This window comes from Halonotius pteroides (assembly GCF_003605635.1).
Lineage (GTDB): Archaea > Halobacteriota > Halobacteria > Halobacteriales > Haloferacaceae > Halonotius > Halonotius pteroides.
Window position 1 is genome coordinate 64,458 of record NZ_QMDW01000006.1, and the last position, 13,484, is coordinate 77,941.

Below are 13,484 nucleotides of genomic sequence, written 5' to 3' on the forward strand. Positions count from 1 at the left end.
AACACATGGATTGCCGGGTCGTCGTCGAAGCTGCGGTATCGGTATACGACGTAGAAACAGTCGATGAGGCCGTCCGTATTGCGATCTCGAAAACCGGCGAGCTGTTGAACCCGGATCTCAACTACGTTGAGATCGATATGTGCTCACCGACCGGCCCCGACGGCGAGGAGTTGCCGCCGGCGTACATCGTCGCCGACGAGGCCCTCGTTGCCCTTGAGTTGACAATGGACGTCTTCAACGTCGAACAGGAAGAACACGCAAAGCGGGTCGCCCGCACGGAGATCGGCCAGCGACTCACCGAGATCCCACTGGAGATCGCATCGGTCACCGAGATTGTCGACGAGGAAGCCGACACCGAATCCACCGACGAGTAGTCTCCGCCGAGCAGGAGTGTTTTTAGGGCCCTCCCCACCACCACCACGTATGCAAACCCATATCGTCCCGGTCGGCTTTGATTACGACCGGCTCATCGCGCCACTGATCCGCGATCAGTTCGACGTTGATCGCGCGATCCTGCTTGAGGGCGCGGTCGGCAGCGAGGCCAACGTCGAATACTCCCGCAACCTCGCCTCCAAGCTCGAAACCGACTTCGAGAGCCTGCTCGGCGCGGAAACCGACCGAATCCGCCTCGAAGACGTCTACGACTACGACACCGCCTTCGAGGGTGCCTTCGAGCTCATCAACGAACAGCTCGACGGCGGCGCGGAGGTCTGGGTCAACGTCTGCTCAATGCCCCGACCCGTCAGCTTCGCCTTCGCAACCGCGGCCCACTCGGTGATGGTCGAACGCCAGGAGGACAGAGACCGGATTCACACCTACTACACCGCCCCTGAGAAGTATCTCGAAACCGAGTTGGCCGAGGAGCTGCGGGCCGAGCGCGAACTGCTCGGTGATCTGCTTGCGGCCGACGATTTCGACCGCGATCGCATCGAAGAACGATTAGAGAGCACGGCCGACCTGCTGGCTGAGTTCGACGAACGCGGCAGCACCATCGGCGCAAAGGAGATCAACGGCAAACATATCGTCGAACTCCCGGTGGCCTCCTTTTCGAGTGTCAAACCCTTCGAGGAGCTCATTCTCTTTACGCTCGGCGAACACGGCGAGTTCGACTCCGTCAGCGAGCTTGCGGAGGCACTCGCCCGCGATCTCAACGAGGAGTACACCGACAGCTTCCGATCGAAGGTGATCTACAACGTCGACCGCCTCGGGCCCGGCGGCAAGGGCTACATCGAACAGGAGGAGGTCGGCAAATCCTACCGGACGACGCTCTCGCGGATCGGCGAGCTATGGGTTCGCTCACACGCCGATACGACCCGGCAGTGAGCCTTAGAGGACGACCGTGATGAGTTGGTAGAGCAACCCGAGGGCAAACACCGCGACCAACAGCACCGTCGTCATAACGACCGCCGGCGAGAGCTCCGTTTCCTCGGTGGTGATGTACGAATCCAGTTTCATATCCGGAGTGATCACTCCGAGGTGTAATGTTTTGGGACTTCAGGTAGCTGTATTTCAATGACGACGCCAGCACGCCAGAGCGGTCGCTCACGAGCTACCGACAGAGTGGGACTGCCGAGAGTCGAACTCAGGTCCTACGGACCCCATCCGCAGAGGATACCACTACCCCACAGTCCCGCATCCGGGAGAATGCGAGGCGGTCGTTTAACACCTTTGTTTCACTCGTCGCTGCCGACCCCGTCCGGCGGTTTGCGGTAAAACAACGCGGCCACCGATCAGACCAACACGGCTTCGAGATCAACCACAACACCGCTGTCGGCGTCGGGGTCGCCGACGAGCCGGCCGAGACAGACCGCACTCCCATTGGGCGTATAGCAGGCCACAAGCGCGTCGTCGACGACGGTGTCTGGGCCCTCGATCACCCCCGGCGCGTACACCGGCGCGCCGGTGGCGACTTGTTCGGCCGCCGAGGGGGCGATAATGACGCTCGGCAGATGGTCGAGTGCGCGTTCAGCCGGCTGAACAACCTCCCGCAGCCACTTGGTGTCGCCCTCGCGGGCGACCGCCAGCGCGTCGGTGAACTCGTGAAGATCGATCAAGGAGGTGTCGTCGAAGGGATCGGTCGCGGTGCGGCGAAGGTGGCCCATGTGGGCTCCTGTCCCGAGTGCCAACCCGATATCGTGACACAGTTTGCGGACGTAGGTGCCGCTTTCACACGCGATCCGGAGCAACGCCTGACGGTCGGTGTAATCCAACAGCTCAAGAGCGTAGATCTCTCGAACACGAAGCTTGCGGCGCACCGCGCTTTTTTTCGGCGGCTTCTGGTAGAGTGGGGCCGCAAACCGATTCAACACCGACTCAAAATCCGCCGGCCGCGGGCCATGGAGCTCCAAAACGGCGATATACTCCTTGCGGCCTTCGAGAAAGACCTGGGCCGTTCGGGTGGCGTCGCCGAGCAGCATCGGGAGACAGCCCGTCACCTTTGGATCCAGCGTCCCCGCATGCGCTGCGCGGTCGACAGTGGGTGATTCCGCAGCCGATGGCGATCCCTCGTTGTCCGCAACCGAGGCACCGAGGTCGTCAACGGCGTCGCCGGCCAGATCCCGCACCCAGCCGGCGACCTGGTGGGCCGAAGGGCCGGCGGGCTTATCCAGATTGACGACGCCGAAGGCCAACAGTTCGGCGGGCGTGCGGTCGTCAGGCGCGGAACGAAGTGGATCACTCATTGGTAGCTGAGCTCAAAACTCGTAGGCGACGCCCTCGACCGGGGCTTTCCCCTCATCGATAGCCGGATCGTAGGCCCCGACGGCGGTGGCAAGCATCCGCTGGATAGCCTCAGGCCCCCAGCGGGCGGTGTTGTAGGTGATATCGTAGATCGAGAGATCCGCGATATCGATGTTGTAATACGCCTGATACCGCTTGCGCTCGCTGTGTTCGCGACGTTCGGTCTCCTCGCGGGCGACGCCGATCGATTTGTCCTCGCGGTCGGCGATACGCTCGGCGCGGACAGCCAGCGGCGCGTCGAGCCAGATTTTCACGTCCGCGTGGTCGCCGGCAAGCCAGCCGGCGAGCCGGGACTCCAAGACGACATCGTCGTCGTCGACGGCGATCTCCCGCAGCCGGGCGTCGAGATCACGATCGATCTGGTCGTCTTCCTCGGCTAGCTCGTTGAACTCGACGGGCGAGAGGCCGCGTTCGGCGGCCAGCTCACGGAAGATATCCCCGCCGCTGACGTGGTCGAGATCGAAGGCGTCGGCGAGGGCGGCAGCGTTCGTCGACTTCCCGCTGCCGGGGGGGCCAGAGACGGTGAGTAACATATCCACCCTGCGGTCGTCCACCTAAAAGAGATTACCCTTCACCGCGCCCATGAGTCCCAATCGCACACCGACGCCGGTAGCACCCGAGGCCCCGGTTCAGTTTGCGGACGGCGTCATGCTGATGTTGAGCCCCTTCTGGATGATCTGGTTGAACGCCATCGAACACAGGAAGTACCAGACGATCCAGATCTGCATCGGGCCGACGATCCCGGTCGTCCACTCGACCTCACCCGCAAACGGGATGACGATATTCTGGAAGGCGTAGTGTTCGACCCCGCCACGGAAGCCAAGCGCCCAGTACATCCAGAGGAACGCCGGGATGGTGAGAAACATAATCCAGACCATCGGGCGGAACTGCTCTTTGAACATGCCGAGTTGATCGCCCATCGCCTCCATCTGCTCCTGTTGGATCTCTTCGAGAGCCTCATCATCGCCGCGCTCCTTGGCGGCCTCGCGTTTCTCCTTGATCTCATCCATGCGGGCCTTGTACTCGCCCATCTTTTCGGTGTCCATCAGCGCGACCCGCAGCAGCGTCGAGTACAGCCCGGTCGCCAACGCGATGATCATCACGACGACGTAGAACGGCACGACGTTCGTTAGCGGCCCGATGACAACGTCGATCGCCCCAGCAACGACATTGCGAGCGGGGGCCCACGCGTAGCCCGCAAAGAGGCCGACGGTCAGGCCGGCGGCGGCCTTATCCCATTTCGTCCAGGAGGTCGATTCGATCTCCTCGGCGTCGCTTTCCTCGGTCAGCCCCTCACGGACGGCCTCGGGCGATTCGATCCGGAACCCACCCTCGCCGTCAACGAGAATCCCCTTTTCGATCAGCCGGCCCCACTGGCCGCTGGTGATCTCATCCCGAACGTCGACCCACTGCACCTCGTTGTCAGTGGCGTTATCGAGGACGGTCTCGATGGCGGGTTTCATCTCGGCGTCGGCGGTGACCAACGAGCGAACTTTGCGTTCGATTCGGCTCATTGTGCTCTCGTTGGCAACGCGTCAATAAGAAGGTTGTACTCTGTCGGCGTCAGCGTCGATGGGTTGCCGGTCGGTCGACAGGCGCCGATCGCCGGTCAGTCGTCGAGACCGACGGCGTTGACGATGCGATCGAAGACACCGTCCGGGTCGGCTTCGCCGTCAACTTCGATCAGCTCGCCGGTCTCCCGGTAGTGTTCGACGACGGGCTCGGTGTTTTCCCGGTAGACCTCCAGTCGCTCGGTGGCGACCTCCTCGGTGTCGTCGTCGCGCTGTTCGAGTCGCTCGACGATCTCGTCGTCGTCGGGCATGTTGAACTCGGTGTGATACACGTCGCCCGTTTCAGGGTCGACACGTCGGCCCGTTAGGCGGCGGAGCAGCTCGTCTTCGCCGACATCGAGGAACACGACCGCATCAAGCTCGGTGATCGAGTCGAGATACTCGACCTGCGAAAGATTTCGCGGATAGCCATCGAGAATGAAGCCGTCGGCCTCGTCGATGGCGGCCTCGACGATCTCGTTGACTAGGCCGTCGGGGACGAGCTCGCCGGCATCCATATACTCCCGTGGGGTGCCGTACTCGGTTTCCATGTTCTTGTTTGCCCGGAGGGCGTCGCCGGTCGTGATGTGTTCGAGATCGAAGGTCTCGGCGAGTCGTGAGCTTTGGGTTCCTTTACCGGCACCGGGCGGACCAAGCAACAGCAGTCGGTTGCTCATATCACATTCACTTCGGGCTGCCTTATAGGTTTGAACAATTCCGTCTCTCGGCGTCGATTGCGCCGTCGAGATCGGCGCTGCTGTCGCCGACGACGACCATGCTACCCTTGTAGCTGCGTCGTTGTTTCGACCAGGGGGTGACGATCCTGTTCGATAACGGTTACATCCTCGATCGAGGATAGCCCCTGCTCGGCGGCGGTTTGGGCCATTCCCAGCTCCAGTGGTTCGGCGGGGACGATAACATAGGAATCCATCTCGTCGATGCCGAGGCGGTCGGCGGCGAGCACGCGGTGGTGACCATCGGCAAGATACATCTCCTCACCGCCGCCGGCATCGATCACGACCAGCGGCTCGGCAAGACCGCGTTCAAGTTCGTACCGCCGACCGTCGAGTTCGTCGCCGTACACCTCCGCCTGTGTTGGCACAAGCTCGGCGAGTGACACCTGCCGGCGTTCCTGGGTAAGCTCAACGCCGTGGAGCTCGGTGAGCGTTCGGCTCAGCTTGGCGACCTTCTCGGGGGTCGCTCGCTCGATCTGGCTGCGGATCACGTCTGTGTTCGAGAGAATGCCGACGAGTTCGCCGTCATCGACGACCGGGAGCTTCTGAATGTCGGAGCGAACGATCACCCGCGCGGCGTCGGTGACCGCCATCTCGGGGTCGGCAACGATCGTCTCCTCGCTCATCACCGCCGCAACCGTTGTCTCGGGGTCGGCAGCAAGCAGATCCCGCCCGGTAACAAACCCCTCAACGTGGCCGTCACGGGTGACCGGAAACCCGTTGTGGCCGTCGTTGCCGCCGATCTGCTCGCGGACAGCCCCGACAGTATCGGTCGGATCGACCGTCGTGACCGATTGGGTCATGTACGCTGCAACCTGTGGCTCGCTGTCCATCAGCGGTTCTACACGAAGCCTCGTAAAAAAACCACGGTCGTTACTCCGGCGGAAACCGCACCAGCGGGTGGCCGTACTGGCCTGGTTCGGGTGCGGTATCGAGGGCTTCGAAGAACCGCCCGGCGATCGTGTCGTGGACAACAACCGACAGCGTCTCCCAGTCTTCGACGGCATCAAGGACGCCCATCGGTACCTGCGCGCCGGCCATCGTCGCGTGGCCGCCCGCGCTGCCGACCTGGTCGAAGGCCTCACGTAACGTTTCACCAAGATCGACCGCCGAACCGCGGGTACGGCCGGAGACGTAGATGGTTTCGGCGTCGTAGCCGAAAACGATGATCGTCTCGACACCATCCATATCCAGCAGCTTGTCGGCAGCCTGCGGGAGTGCGTCCCGCTCGGCGAGCCGGCCGACACAGCTCGCCAGCGCGGAGCCACGAACCTCCCGTCCGTCGATGGCGGCCGCCAGCGTGTCAGCAACGCTGTGGCTCATCGTTGGCGATTCGATCTTTGTGAGCGCGCGCTCGTCGGCATGTGCTGAGAGGAAGGCAGCCGCCTCGAAGTCAGCGGGGGCGACCCCACGAGTGAAGCCATCGGTGTCGGTCTGAATCCCATACAGTAGCGCGGTCGCCAGCGATTCGTCGGGCGTCAGGCCGAGCTGTTGGAAATACTCGACCATGATCGTACTCGTCGATCCCAGTGCCGGGCGGATGTCCAGATAGCCGCCGCGCTCGTCGATCGGCTCACGCTGTGGATGATGGTCGACAACGAGCCGAACGATCGTCTCCGGCGGCAGCCCGTCGTTGACGCCGGGACGAGCATGGTCAACCAACGCGATCGCCCCCACGTCATCGACCGCAAATGACTCCGGGGTCGTCGCCGTCAGCGACAGCGACAGGAGGTTTACCAGCGCGCGGTTCTCTTGATGGGTAATCTCCCCAAAGTAGTAGGCCTCACTGTCGACGCCAACATGGTCGGCGATCTCGGTGAGCGCGATCGCACTGGCGATAGCGTCAGGATCTGGGTTGTCGTGGGCGACAACCGCCAACGGCTCCGATAGCGGCCGGATCGCCGCCAGCAGCCGCGCCATTCGGCCGCCGCGGTCGTCGCCGGCGATCGAGTGGAGTTCGGCCGCCACCGCGTCGGTCGATTCGACGAGGTCGTCGGCAACGCGCCGGAAGGTTGTGCGGTGGGCGTCGTCAACGGTCTTCGTACAGACCGCGATCAGCGTCGCGTCGGGAAAGGACATCCGCGCGCGCTCGGCGATCGCACAGCCACGAGCGTCGTCGCTGGCGGCAACAACGACCACGTCGGCGTTATCAGGATACTGTGCCGGATCGGTCGGATCACCCTCAGTCGCCCCGATCCCGGCCTCCCGAAGCGTGGTTGACCAGCCATGGTCGTCGGTGACGACGTACAGCGTCCCGGGCTTGTCGGCGACGCTGGTCGCGACGGCGTTGCCGACGGCACGGTCACCGAGGACGAGCCGACGCATCATAGCTGTGGGTTGGTGGGAGTTTGGGAAAACCCTGCCGTGTCGACGACAGGCGTCTTAGGCGAACAGTGCGGCCGCGGCGGCCTCGGCGGTCTCGATGACCGGCCCGAAGCCTGGTAGCAGCAGGACGGTCACAACGCCGGCGACGATGACAGCGGCGTAGAGCCCGGTTGGCGCGTCGCCGATGGCGTCGAGATCGGTTGTCGCCTCTTCAAGCCACAGGGCCTTGACGACTCGGCTGTAGTAGAACAGCGACAGTGTGCTGGTGACCGCCCCGACCGCCGCAAGCCACCAGAAGCCGGCGTTGATCGCCCCAAGGAAGAGAAAATACTTCGAGAAGAAGCCGCCAAACAGCGGGAGACCGGCAAGGCTGAACATAAAGACCGCCATCGCCAGGCTGGCCATCGGCGCGCGCTCGGCGAGGCCGGCGTAATCCTCGAAGGTGCGGCCGACGCCCCAGCGTTCGACCATCGCAATGAAGAGGAACGCGCCGGTGTTCATAAAGCCGTAGACGAACAGATGCGCCATCGCCGCGCCCATCACCGTTGCGTTGGTGGCACTCGCGCCGGCGGTGACCGCCGCCAGCCCGATCAGCGCGTAGCCGGCATGGCCGATCGAGGAGTACGCCAGCATACGTTTGACCTCGGTTTGGGTCGCCGCCGCGAAGTTGCCGAGCACCATCGTCACGACCGCGAGGATCCCGAACAACAGCCCCCAGTCGATGCCGATATCGATGGCGGGCTGGAAAGCGGTCGCGAACACGCGGAACCCAACGGCGAAGCCGGCGGCCTTCGACGCAGAGGAGAGGAAGGCACTCACGGGGGCGGGCGCGCCCTCGTAGGCCTCCGGTGCCCAGAAGTGGAACGGCACCGACGCCGTTTTGAACGCGACGCCGCCGGCGATCATCACGATCCCGATCCCAAGCACGCCGTTGAGATCGCCGATCGAGCCGATCTGGGCGGCGATATCGGGTAGCAACAGCGATCCCGTCGCCGCATAGACGAGGCTGATCCCGAAGGCCAAGACGGCCGAGGAGACCGCACCGATCAGGAAGTATTTCAGGCCGGCCTCGACGCTGCCACGGTTGTCCTTGAGATACGCAACGAGCGCGTAGGATGGCAGCGATGTCATCTCAAGGCTGACAAAGACGGTCACAAGCGAGTTCGAAACCGCCATCAGCCCCATCGCCGTCGTCGACAGCAACAACAGCGAGTAGAACGACGCCGGGTTGGCGTCGGTCTCGAAGTAGTCGTAGCTGGCGGCGATAACGAGCGTGGCGACGCTGGTGAAGATGGCGGTGAAGAACAATCCGAGCCCATCGACGACGATCGCCCCGCTGAAGAGGCTGATCGCACCGCCGTGAGTCGGCTGGCCGGTGCCGGCGAACAGATACCAGACGGTAACCGCCAGCGCCGACAGCGTGCCGGCGATCGAGGTCAGTGCCAACAGCTTGTTGTCACGACCGTCGGGCCGCAGGCTGTTGATGCCGAAGACGGCGAGGCCGGTGAGTGCCAGCAAAACGACCGGCAGCAGCGCGCGCACGCTGAACACCCAGTCGGTTGTGGTGCCTTGGAGAACGAGGCTCATGGGGCCCCACCTCCCAGCAGCTCAACCAGCGGAACGGTTGCATCGCGGATCATATCGAAGAACAATGACGGAACAACGCCAAGCACGATGATCGCCGCCAGCAGCGCGACCAGCGGGGCGACATCGTGGAGCGGCGCGCGGTCGAGGTCGTAGTCAGTTTCGAGGTTGAACGGGCCAAACAGCGTCCCCTGCATCGCACGCAGGAGGTAGCCCGCAACGATGACGATGCCAAACATCGCTACGGCGGTAAACACCGGCGCGTACGGCAGCACCGTCGAGCCGAAGGAGCCGACGAAGATGAAGAACTCCCCGGCGAAGCCGGCCATCAACGGCAGGCCCATGTAGGCGAACGCACCGGCAACGAGAATCCAGACGGCGATCGGCATCCGATCGGCCAGCCCGGACATGTCGCCGACCAACCGGGTGTGGGTCGCGTTGTAGATGACGCCGACGGCCATGAACATCAGCCCCGAGATCAGGCCGTGAGCAACCATCTGGAACGTTGCACCGCCGAGGCCGAACTCGGTGAACGCGACTAACCCAAGGAGGACATACCCCATTGAGGACACAGAGGAGTAGGCAACGATCCGTTTGAGATCCTCCTGGGCGAGGGCCAACATCGCGCCGTAGATCACGGAAACGACGGCGATAATCGCGATCGGCACCGCGAAGTACTCCGCCTGTGTGGGCAACATCGTGTAGTTGTACCGGAGAAGCGCGTAAGTACCCATCTTCAGCAGGACGCCCGCCAGCATCACCGACACCGGTGTCGGAGCCTCAACGTGGGCATCCGGCAGCCACGTATGAACGGGCACGACCGGCACCTTCACCGCAAACCCGATGAACATGGCCGCGAAGGCGACCAAGGCGAGGGTGTCTGCGGGCAGCCAGAAGAAACTGCCAAGTTCGCCGGCGGCCAGCGACTGGCTGATCTCCGGCAGCCCAAAGCTGTTGACCGGCAGCCCGATCACCAACATCATAAACCCGATAAACATCACCAGCGAGGCGATGTTGGTGTAGACAAAGAACTTGATAGCGGCGTACCTCCGGCGTGGGCCGCCCCAGATCCCGATCAGGAAGTACATCGGGACGAGGACAGCCTCCCAGAAGACGAACCAAAGGAAGAAATCCAGCGCGGTGAACACGCCGAGCAGGTTCGCCTCCATCAGCAACATCAGGCCGTAGAACTGACTCTTGCGGTCGTCGATCGGTGTCCACGCGCTGACGATCGCCAGCGACGTGAGGAAGCTCGTGAGGATGACCAACGGCAAGCTGATACCGTCGAGGCCGACGTACCACTGCAGTTGGTAGCCAGCGACCTCCAGCCACGGCACGGCCGTGCTGAAGGCGATCTCGCCGCCGGTCAGCGCGTTGCCGCCGGCCTCAAAGGCCGACCACAGATAGAGGCTGCCGGCGATCGGCAGCAGGCTGAGGCCGAAGGCGAGTTTGGGTGCGTACTCGTCGGGGGCCGCAAAGACGAGCAGGGCCGCTGCGAACGTGACCGCCAGTAGTGCTCCGAGTATCATTAGAACCACCCTCCGAGGAGGCCAAAGACAACAAGCAGCGTCGTCAGCCCCAGGGTCAACAGCAGGGCGTAGTTGCTGACGACGCCGCTTTGAATCCGTCTGATCCGCTCGCTGCTCAGCAGGCTCACCGAGGAAACACCGTTGACCACGCCGTCGATGACACCCTGATCGAAGATGTCGGCACTTCCGGCGGCCGCGCGGGTGTTGTCGGCGACCCAGACCTGGAACTCATCCTGATAGTAGTTGTTGTACAGCAACTCCTTGATCCCGCCGAGTTTGTCGGTGTGCTCGTCGGGATCAGCCACATTGTACAGCACCCACGCCAGCGCGAGGCCACCGAGGGCGAGCCCAAGCGAGACAGCCGCACCGGCGAGGACGGTTGGCACCTCGCCACCGAAGAGGTACTGACTGCTGTAGGGGTTGAGCTCGGCGTAATGATGCGACGAGAGCCCCTCAATGCCGCCCCAGTGGTTGTCAAGCCAAAGATGCAGGTAGTCGATCCCCTTGATGCCGAGTACCTTTTTTACCGGCACAAGGTTGATGCCGCCGGTGACGACAGCCAACACGCCGAGTACCGACAGCGGCCCTTTGATGTTCCACCGAACCGGGTGTGGGTCGCGAGCGAGGCTGCTCCGTGGCTCGCCGTGGAAGGTGAGGAACACCATCCGGAACGTGTAGAACGCTGTGACGGGTACCGCAAGCAGGCCCATCACGTAGGCCCCGAGGATCAGCGGCTCGTCGAGGCCGTGGATCAGCGCCTCATACAGAATCTCGTCTTTCGACCAAAAGCCGGCAAACGGGAAGATGCCGGCGAGTGCGAGCGAGCCAGCGAGAAACGTCCAGTAGGTGACCGGTAGCTTGTCTTTCAGCCCGCCCATCTCCCACATATCCTCGTTGTGGTGCATGGCGATGATGACCGAGCCAGCCCCGAGGAAGAGGAGTGCTTTGAAGAAGGCGTGGGTCGTCAGATGGAAGACCGCCGCAACGTAGCCACCCGAGCCGAGTGCGAGCATCATATAGCCGTACTGTGAGATCGTCGAGTACGCAAGCACCTGTTTGAGCTCGCGTTTGACGACGCCCATCGTCGCCGCAAACAGGGCGGTAAAGCCACCAACGAAGGCGATAATCGCCATCGTCGTCGGCGACAACACGTAGAAGCCGTACATCCGGGCGACGAGATAGACACCCGCCGCGACCATCGTTGCGGCGTGAATCAGCGCCGAAACCGGCGTCGGGCCTTCCATCGCGTCCGGCAGCCACGTATGCAGGGGGAACTGCGCGGATTTCCCGATGACGCCACCCAAAACCAGCAGGCCGACGATCGTAAACCACGTTGACTCCGCGAGGCCGCCGGGCGTCCACACCGTCGCCTCACCGTTGAGCGCGGCCTCAGCGAGTGCCGGGAACGATTCCGCGCCCGCAAAGGCGGCGGTTCCAAAGGTCGTGAAAACGGCGACGACGCCGACAAGGAAGAAGTAGTCACCGAACCGGGTGACGAGGAACGCCTTCTTCGCTGCCGACGGCGGGCCAGGCTCCCGGAAGTGGAAGCCGATCAGCAGGTAGGAACACAGCCCCACCAGCTCGAAGAACATGAACGCCATGAGCAAGTTGTCGGCGATGACAAAGCCGAGCATGCTGGCCGTAAAGAGGCCGAGCCCGGCGTAGTACCGCGGCAGATCACGCTCGTCCTCGTCGTTCATATAGCCGAGACTGAAGATATGGACGAGCATGGCGACCACGGAGACGATCACAAGCATGAGCGCCGACAACGGATCGATCAGCGCGCCGAATGTCAGCGTCCAATCTTGAGCACCGGCGCCAGTCGCCCACGTGTAGTAGGTCTCCTGGAACGCCGCGCCGTTGCGCACGGAGAGAAGTACCCACAGCGAGAGCCCCAGCGACCCCGCGGTCGCGGCGATCCCGCCGAATGCCCCCCGTTTTGGGAGGTGCTCACGACCAAACAGTGCGATGATAAACGAGACGAACGGCAGCAGGACGATTGCCGGAACGGATGCGGATGCTGATACCATGGATTACCACCTCATCGAGTCGGCGCTCAGCACATCGATCTCACCGAAGTTACGATACAGTACGAGGACGATCCCGATCCCGACGGCGACTTCGGCGGCGGCCAGCGCGATCACGAACAGCGCGAACGTCTGGCCGGTAAGGTTGCCCCACTGGAAGGAAAACGCGACGAGGTTGATGACCGCCGCGTTCAACATCAGCTCGGCGGACATCAGGAAATACAGCGCGTTCCGCCGGGTGAGAATGCCGAACAGGCCGATACAGAAAACGGCCGCCGACAACACCAGATAGTATTCCGGCGGCACCATCTATCGGTCACCCCCCTTATCAGCGGGGTCGCGTTCAGCCACGTCGCCGGCGACGATCTCGCGGCCGCCGTCGGTCAGCGCCGAGACGATCGACCCCTCATCCTCGCGTTTGGCGAGGTAGATCGCGGCATCGAGGGCGACATCGAGGGCCAGCGCGATGATCAGGAACGCGGCGAGAAAGCCCTCCGCAGGGATCTCGCCGAGGCCGATATCGAACAGCGCGTAGCCGATGTTGTGGACGATCGATGCGTCGGCCGGGAAGCCGGTTGGCGCAGGGAAGCTACCGGCAGCCCCGAATGCCATCGTTGCGATGACGGCAAACAACGCGGTCACAGCCAACGCCGCGGCTGCGCGGTCTGAGCCGTCGGTATCGGTCATACGTTGGTCACCTCCGGGTCGGTCTCGCGTCGGGTCAGCATCACGGCAAACGTGATCAGGATGAGAACCCCGCCGACGTAGACGAGGATCTGCATCGCCGCAAGGAACTCCGCTTGCAGCAGGACGTAATGCACCGCGACGCTCAGCAAGGAGCCGCCCAACAGCAGCGACGCGTGAAACACGTCGTCGACAAGGACAACACCCAAGCTGAAGCCCACCGTCAGGAGGGCGAACAGCGCGAACGCGATGGTCTCATAAACCATTACCTGTATGTCCCAATGGAATCCCTTTGAAGATTTCGAGACTGAT

Annotated in this window: 15 protein-coding genes and 1 tRNA gene; 2 read left to right on the top strand and 14 right to left on the bottom strand. The window is 63.0% G+C overall.

Annotation, left to right across the window (positions count from 1 at the left end):
* The first annotated feature begins 5 nt into the window (after nucleotides 1-5).
* Nucleotides 6-374 (top strand): DUF555 domain-containing protein, encoded by a 369-nt coding sequence (locus DP106_RS05590; RefSeq protein WP_120083954.1) that lies wholly within the window; start codon nucleotides 6-8, stop codon nucleotides 372-374.
* Nucleotides 375-423: 49 nt separating this feature from the next.
* On the top strand, nucleotides 424-1,323 hold the full coding sequence (locus DP106_RS05595; protein WP_120083955.1) for an HFX_2341 family transcriptional regulator: 900 nt from the start codon (nucleotides 424-426) through the stop codon (nucleotides 1,321-1,323).
* A 3-nt stretch (nucleotides 1,324-1,326) separates the two neighbouring features.
* Here DP106_RS05595 and DP106_RS16365 read toward each other — a convergent pair whose 3' ends face one another.
* From DP106_RS16365 to DP106_RS05660, 14 genes are all read right to left on the bottom strand, one after another.
* Complete coding sequence (locus DP106_RS16365) at nucleotides 1,327-1,455, bottom strand: hypothetical protein (protein ID WP_276310056.1); 129 nt, start codon at nucleotides 1,453-1,455, stop codon at nucleotides 1,327-1,329.
* 106 nt (nucleotides 1,456-1,561) lie between these two features.
* Nucleotides 1,562-1,632 (bottom strand) — tRNA-Pro (locus tag DP106_RS05600).
* Between the two features lie 98 nt (nucleotides 1,633-1,730).
* Nucleotides 1,731-2,681, bottom strand: a complete 951-nt coding sequence (locus tag DP106_RS05605) for an RNA-guided pseudouridylation complex pseudouridine synthase subunit Cbf5 (RefSeq protein WP_120083957.1) — start codon at nucleotides 2,679-2,681, stop codon at nucleotides 1,731-1,733.
* A 12-nt stretch (nucleotides 2,682-2,693) separates the two neighbouring features.
* Entirely contained in the window at nucleotides 2,694-3,272 is a 579-nt protein-coding gene (gene cmk / locus DP106_RS05610; protein WP_120083958.1) for a (d)CMP kinase, read from the bottom strand.
* A 96-nt stretch (nucleotides 3,273-3,368) separates the two neighbouring features.
* A complete protein-coding gene (locus DP106_RS05615) occupies nucleotides 3,369-4,253 on the bottom strand; it encodes a DUF106 domain-containing protein (protein ID WP_120083960.1) in 885 nt (294 codons plus the stop codon).
* A gap of 95 nt (nucleotides 4,254-4,348) precedes the next feature.
* Nucleotides 4,349-4,966, bottom strand: coding sequence for an adenylate kinase (locus DP106_RS05620; protein WP_120083961.1), 618 nt, complete (start codon nucleotides 4,964-4,966; stop codon nucleotides 4,349-4,351).
* Nucleotides 4,967-5,067: 101 nt separating this feature from the next.
* A complete protein-coding gene (locus DP106_RS05625) occupies nucleotides 5,068-5,856 on the bottom strand; it encodes a CBS pair associated ParBc domain-containing protein (protein ID WP_120083962.1) in 789 nt (262 codons plus the stop codon).
* Nucleotides 5,857-5,896: 40 nt separating this feature from the next.
* Nucleotides 5,897-7,351 carry a DHH family phosphoesterase gene (locus DP106_RS05630; protein WP_120083963.1) on the bottom strand — a complete coding sequence of 485 codons (1,455 nt, stop codon included), beginning with the start codon at nucleotides 7,349-7,351 and terminating at the stop codon, nucleotides 5,897-5,899.
* 54 nt (nucleotides 7,352-7,405) lie between these two features.
* Entirely contained in the window at nucleotides 7,406-8,935 is a 1,530-nt protein-coding gene (locus DP106_RS05635) for an NADH-quinone oxidoreductase subunit N (protein ID WP_120083965.1), read from the bottom strand.
* The gene (locus DP106_RS05640) at nucleotides 8,932-10,461 is read right to left on the bottom strand and encodes a complex I subunit 4 family protein (protein WP_120083966.1); all 1,530 of its coding nucleotides are present in this window, start codon (nucleotides 10,459-10,461) and stop codon (nucleotides 8,932-8,934) included. The genes DP106_RS05635 and DP106_RS05640 overlap by 4 nt, the downstream gene beginning before the upstream one ends.
* Nucleotides 10,461-12,491, bottom strand: a complete 2,031-nt coding sequence (gene nuoL / locus DP106_RS05645; RefSeq protein ID WP_120083968.1) for an NADH-quinone oxidoreductase subunit L — start codon at nucleotides 12,489-12,491, stop codon at nucleotides 10,461-10,463. The genes DP106_RS05640 and nuoL overlap by 1 nt, the downstream gene beginning before the upstream one ends.
* A gap of 3 nt (nucleotides 12,492-12,494) precedes the next feature.
* A complete protein-coding gene (gene nuoK, locus DP106_RS05650) occupies nucleotides 12,495-12,797 on the bottom strand; it encodes an NADH-quinone oxidoreductase subunit NuoK (protein ID WP_120083970.1) in 303 nt (100 codons plus the stop codon).
* Nucleotides 12,798-13,175: a hypothetical protein gene (locus tag DP106_RS05655; protein WP_120083972.1), complete on the bottom strand. Its 378-nt coding sequence runs from the start codon at nucleotides 13,173-13,175 to the stop codon at nucleotides 12,798-12,800.
* Nucleotides 13,172-13,438, bottom strand: a complete 267-nt coding sequence (locus DP106_RS05660) for an NADH-quinone oxidoreductase subunit J (RefSeq protein ID WP_120083974.1) — start codon at nucleotides 13,436-13,438, stop codon at nucleotides 13,172-13,174. Before DP106_RS05660 ends, DP106_RS05655 begins: the two co-directional genes overlap by 4 nt.
* Nucleotides 13,439-13,484: the final 46 nt, after the last annotated feature.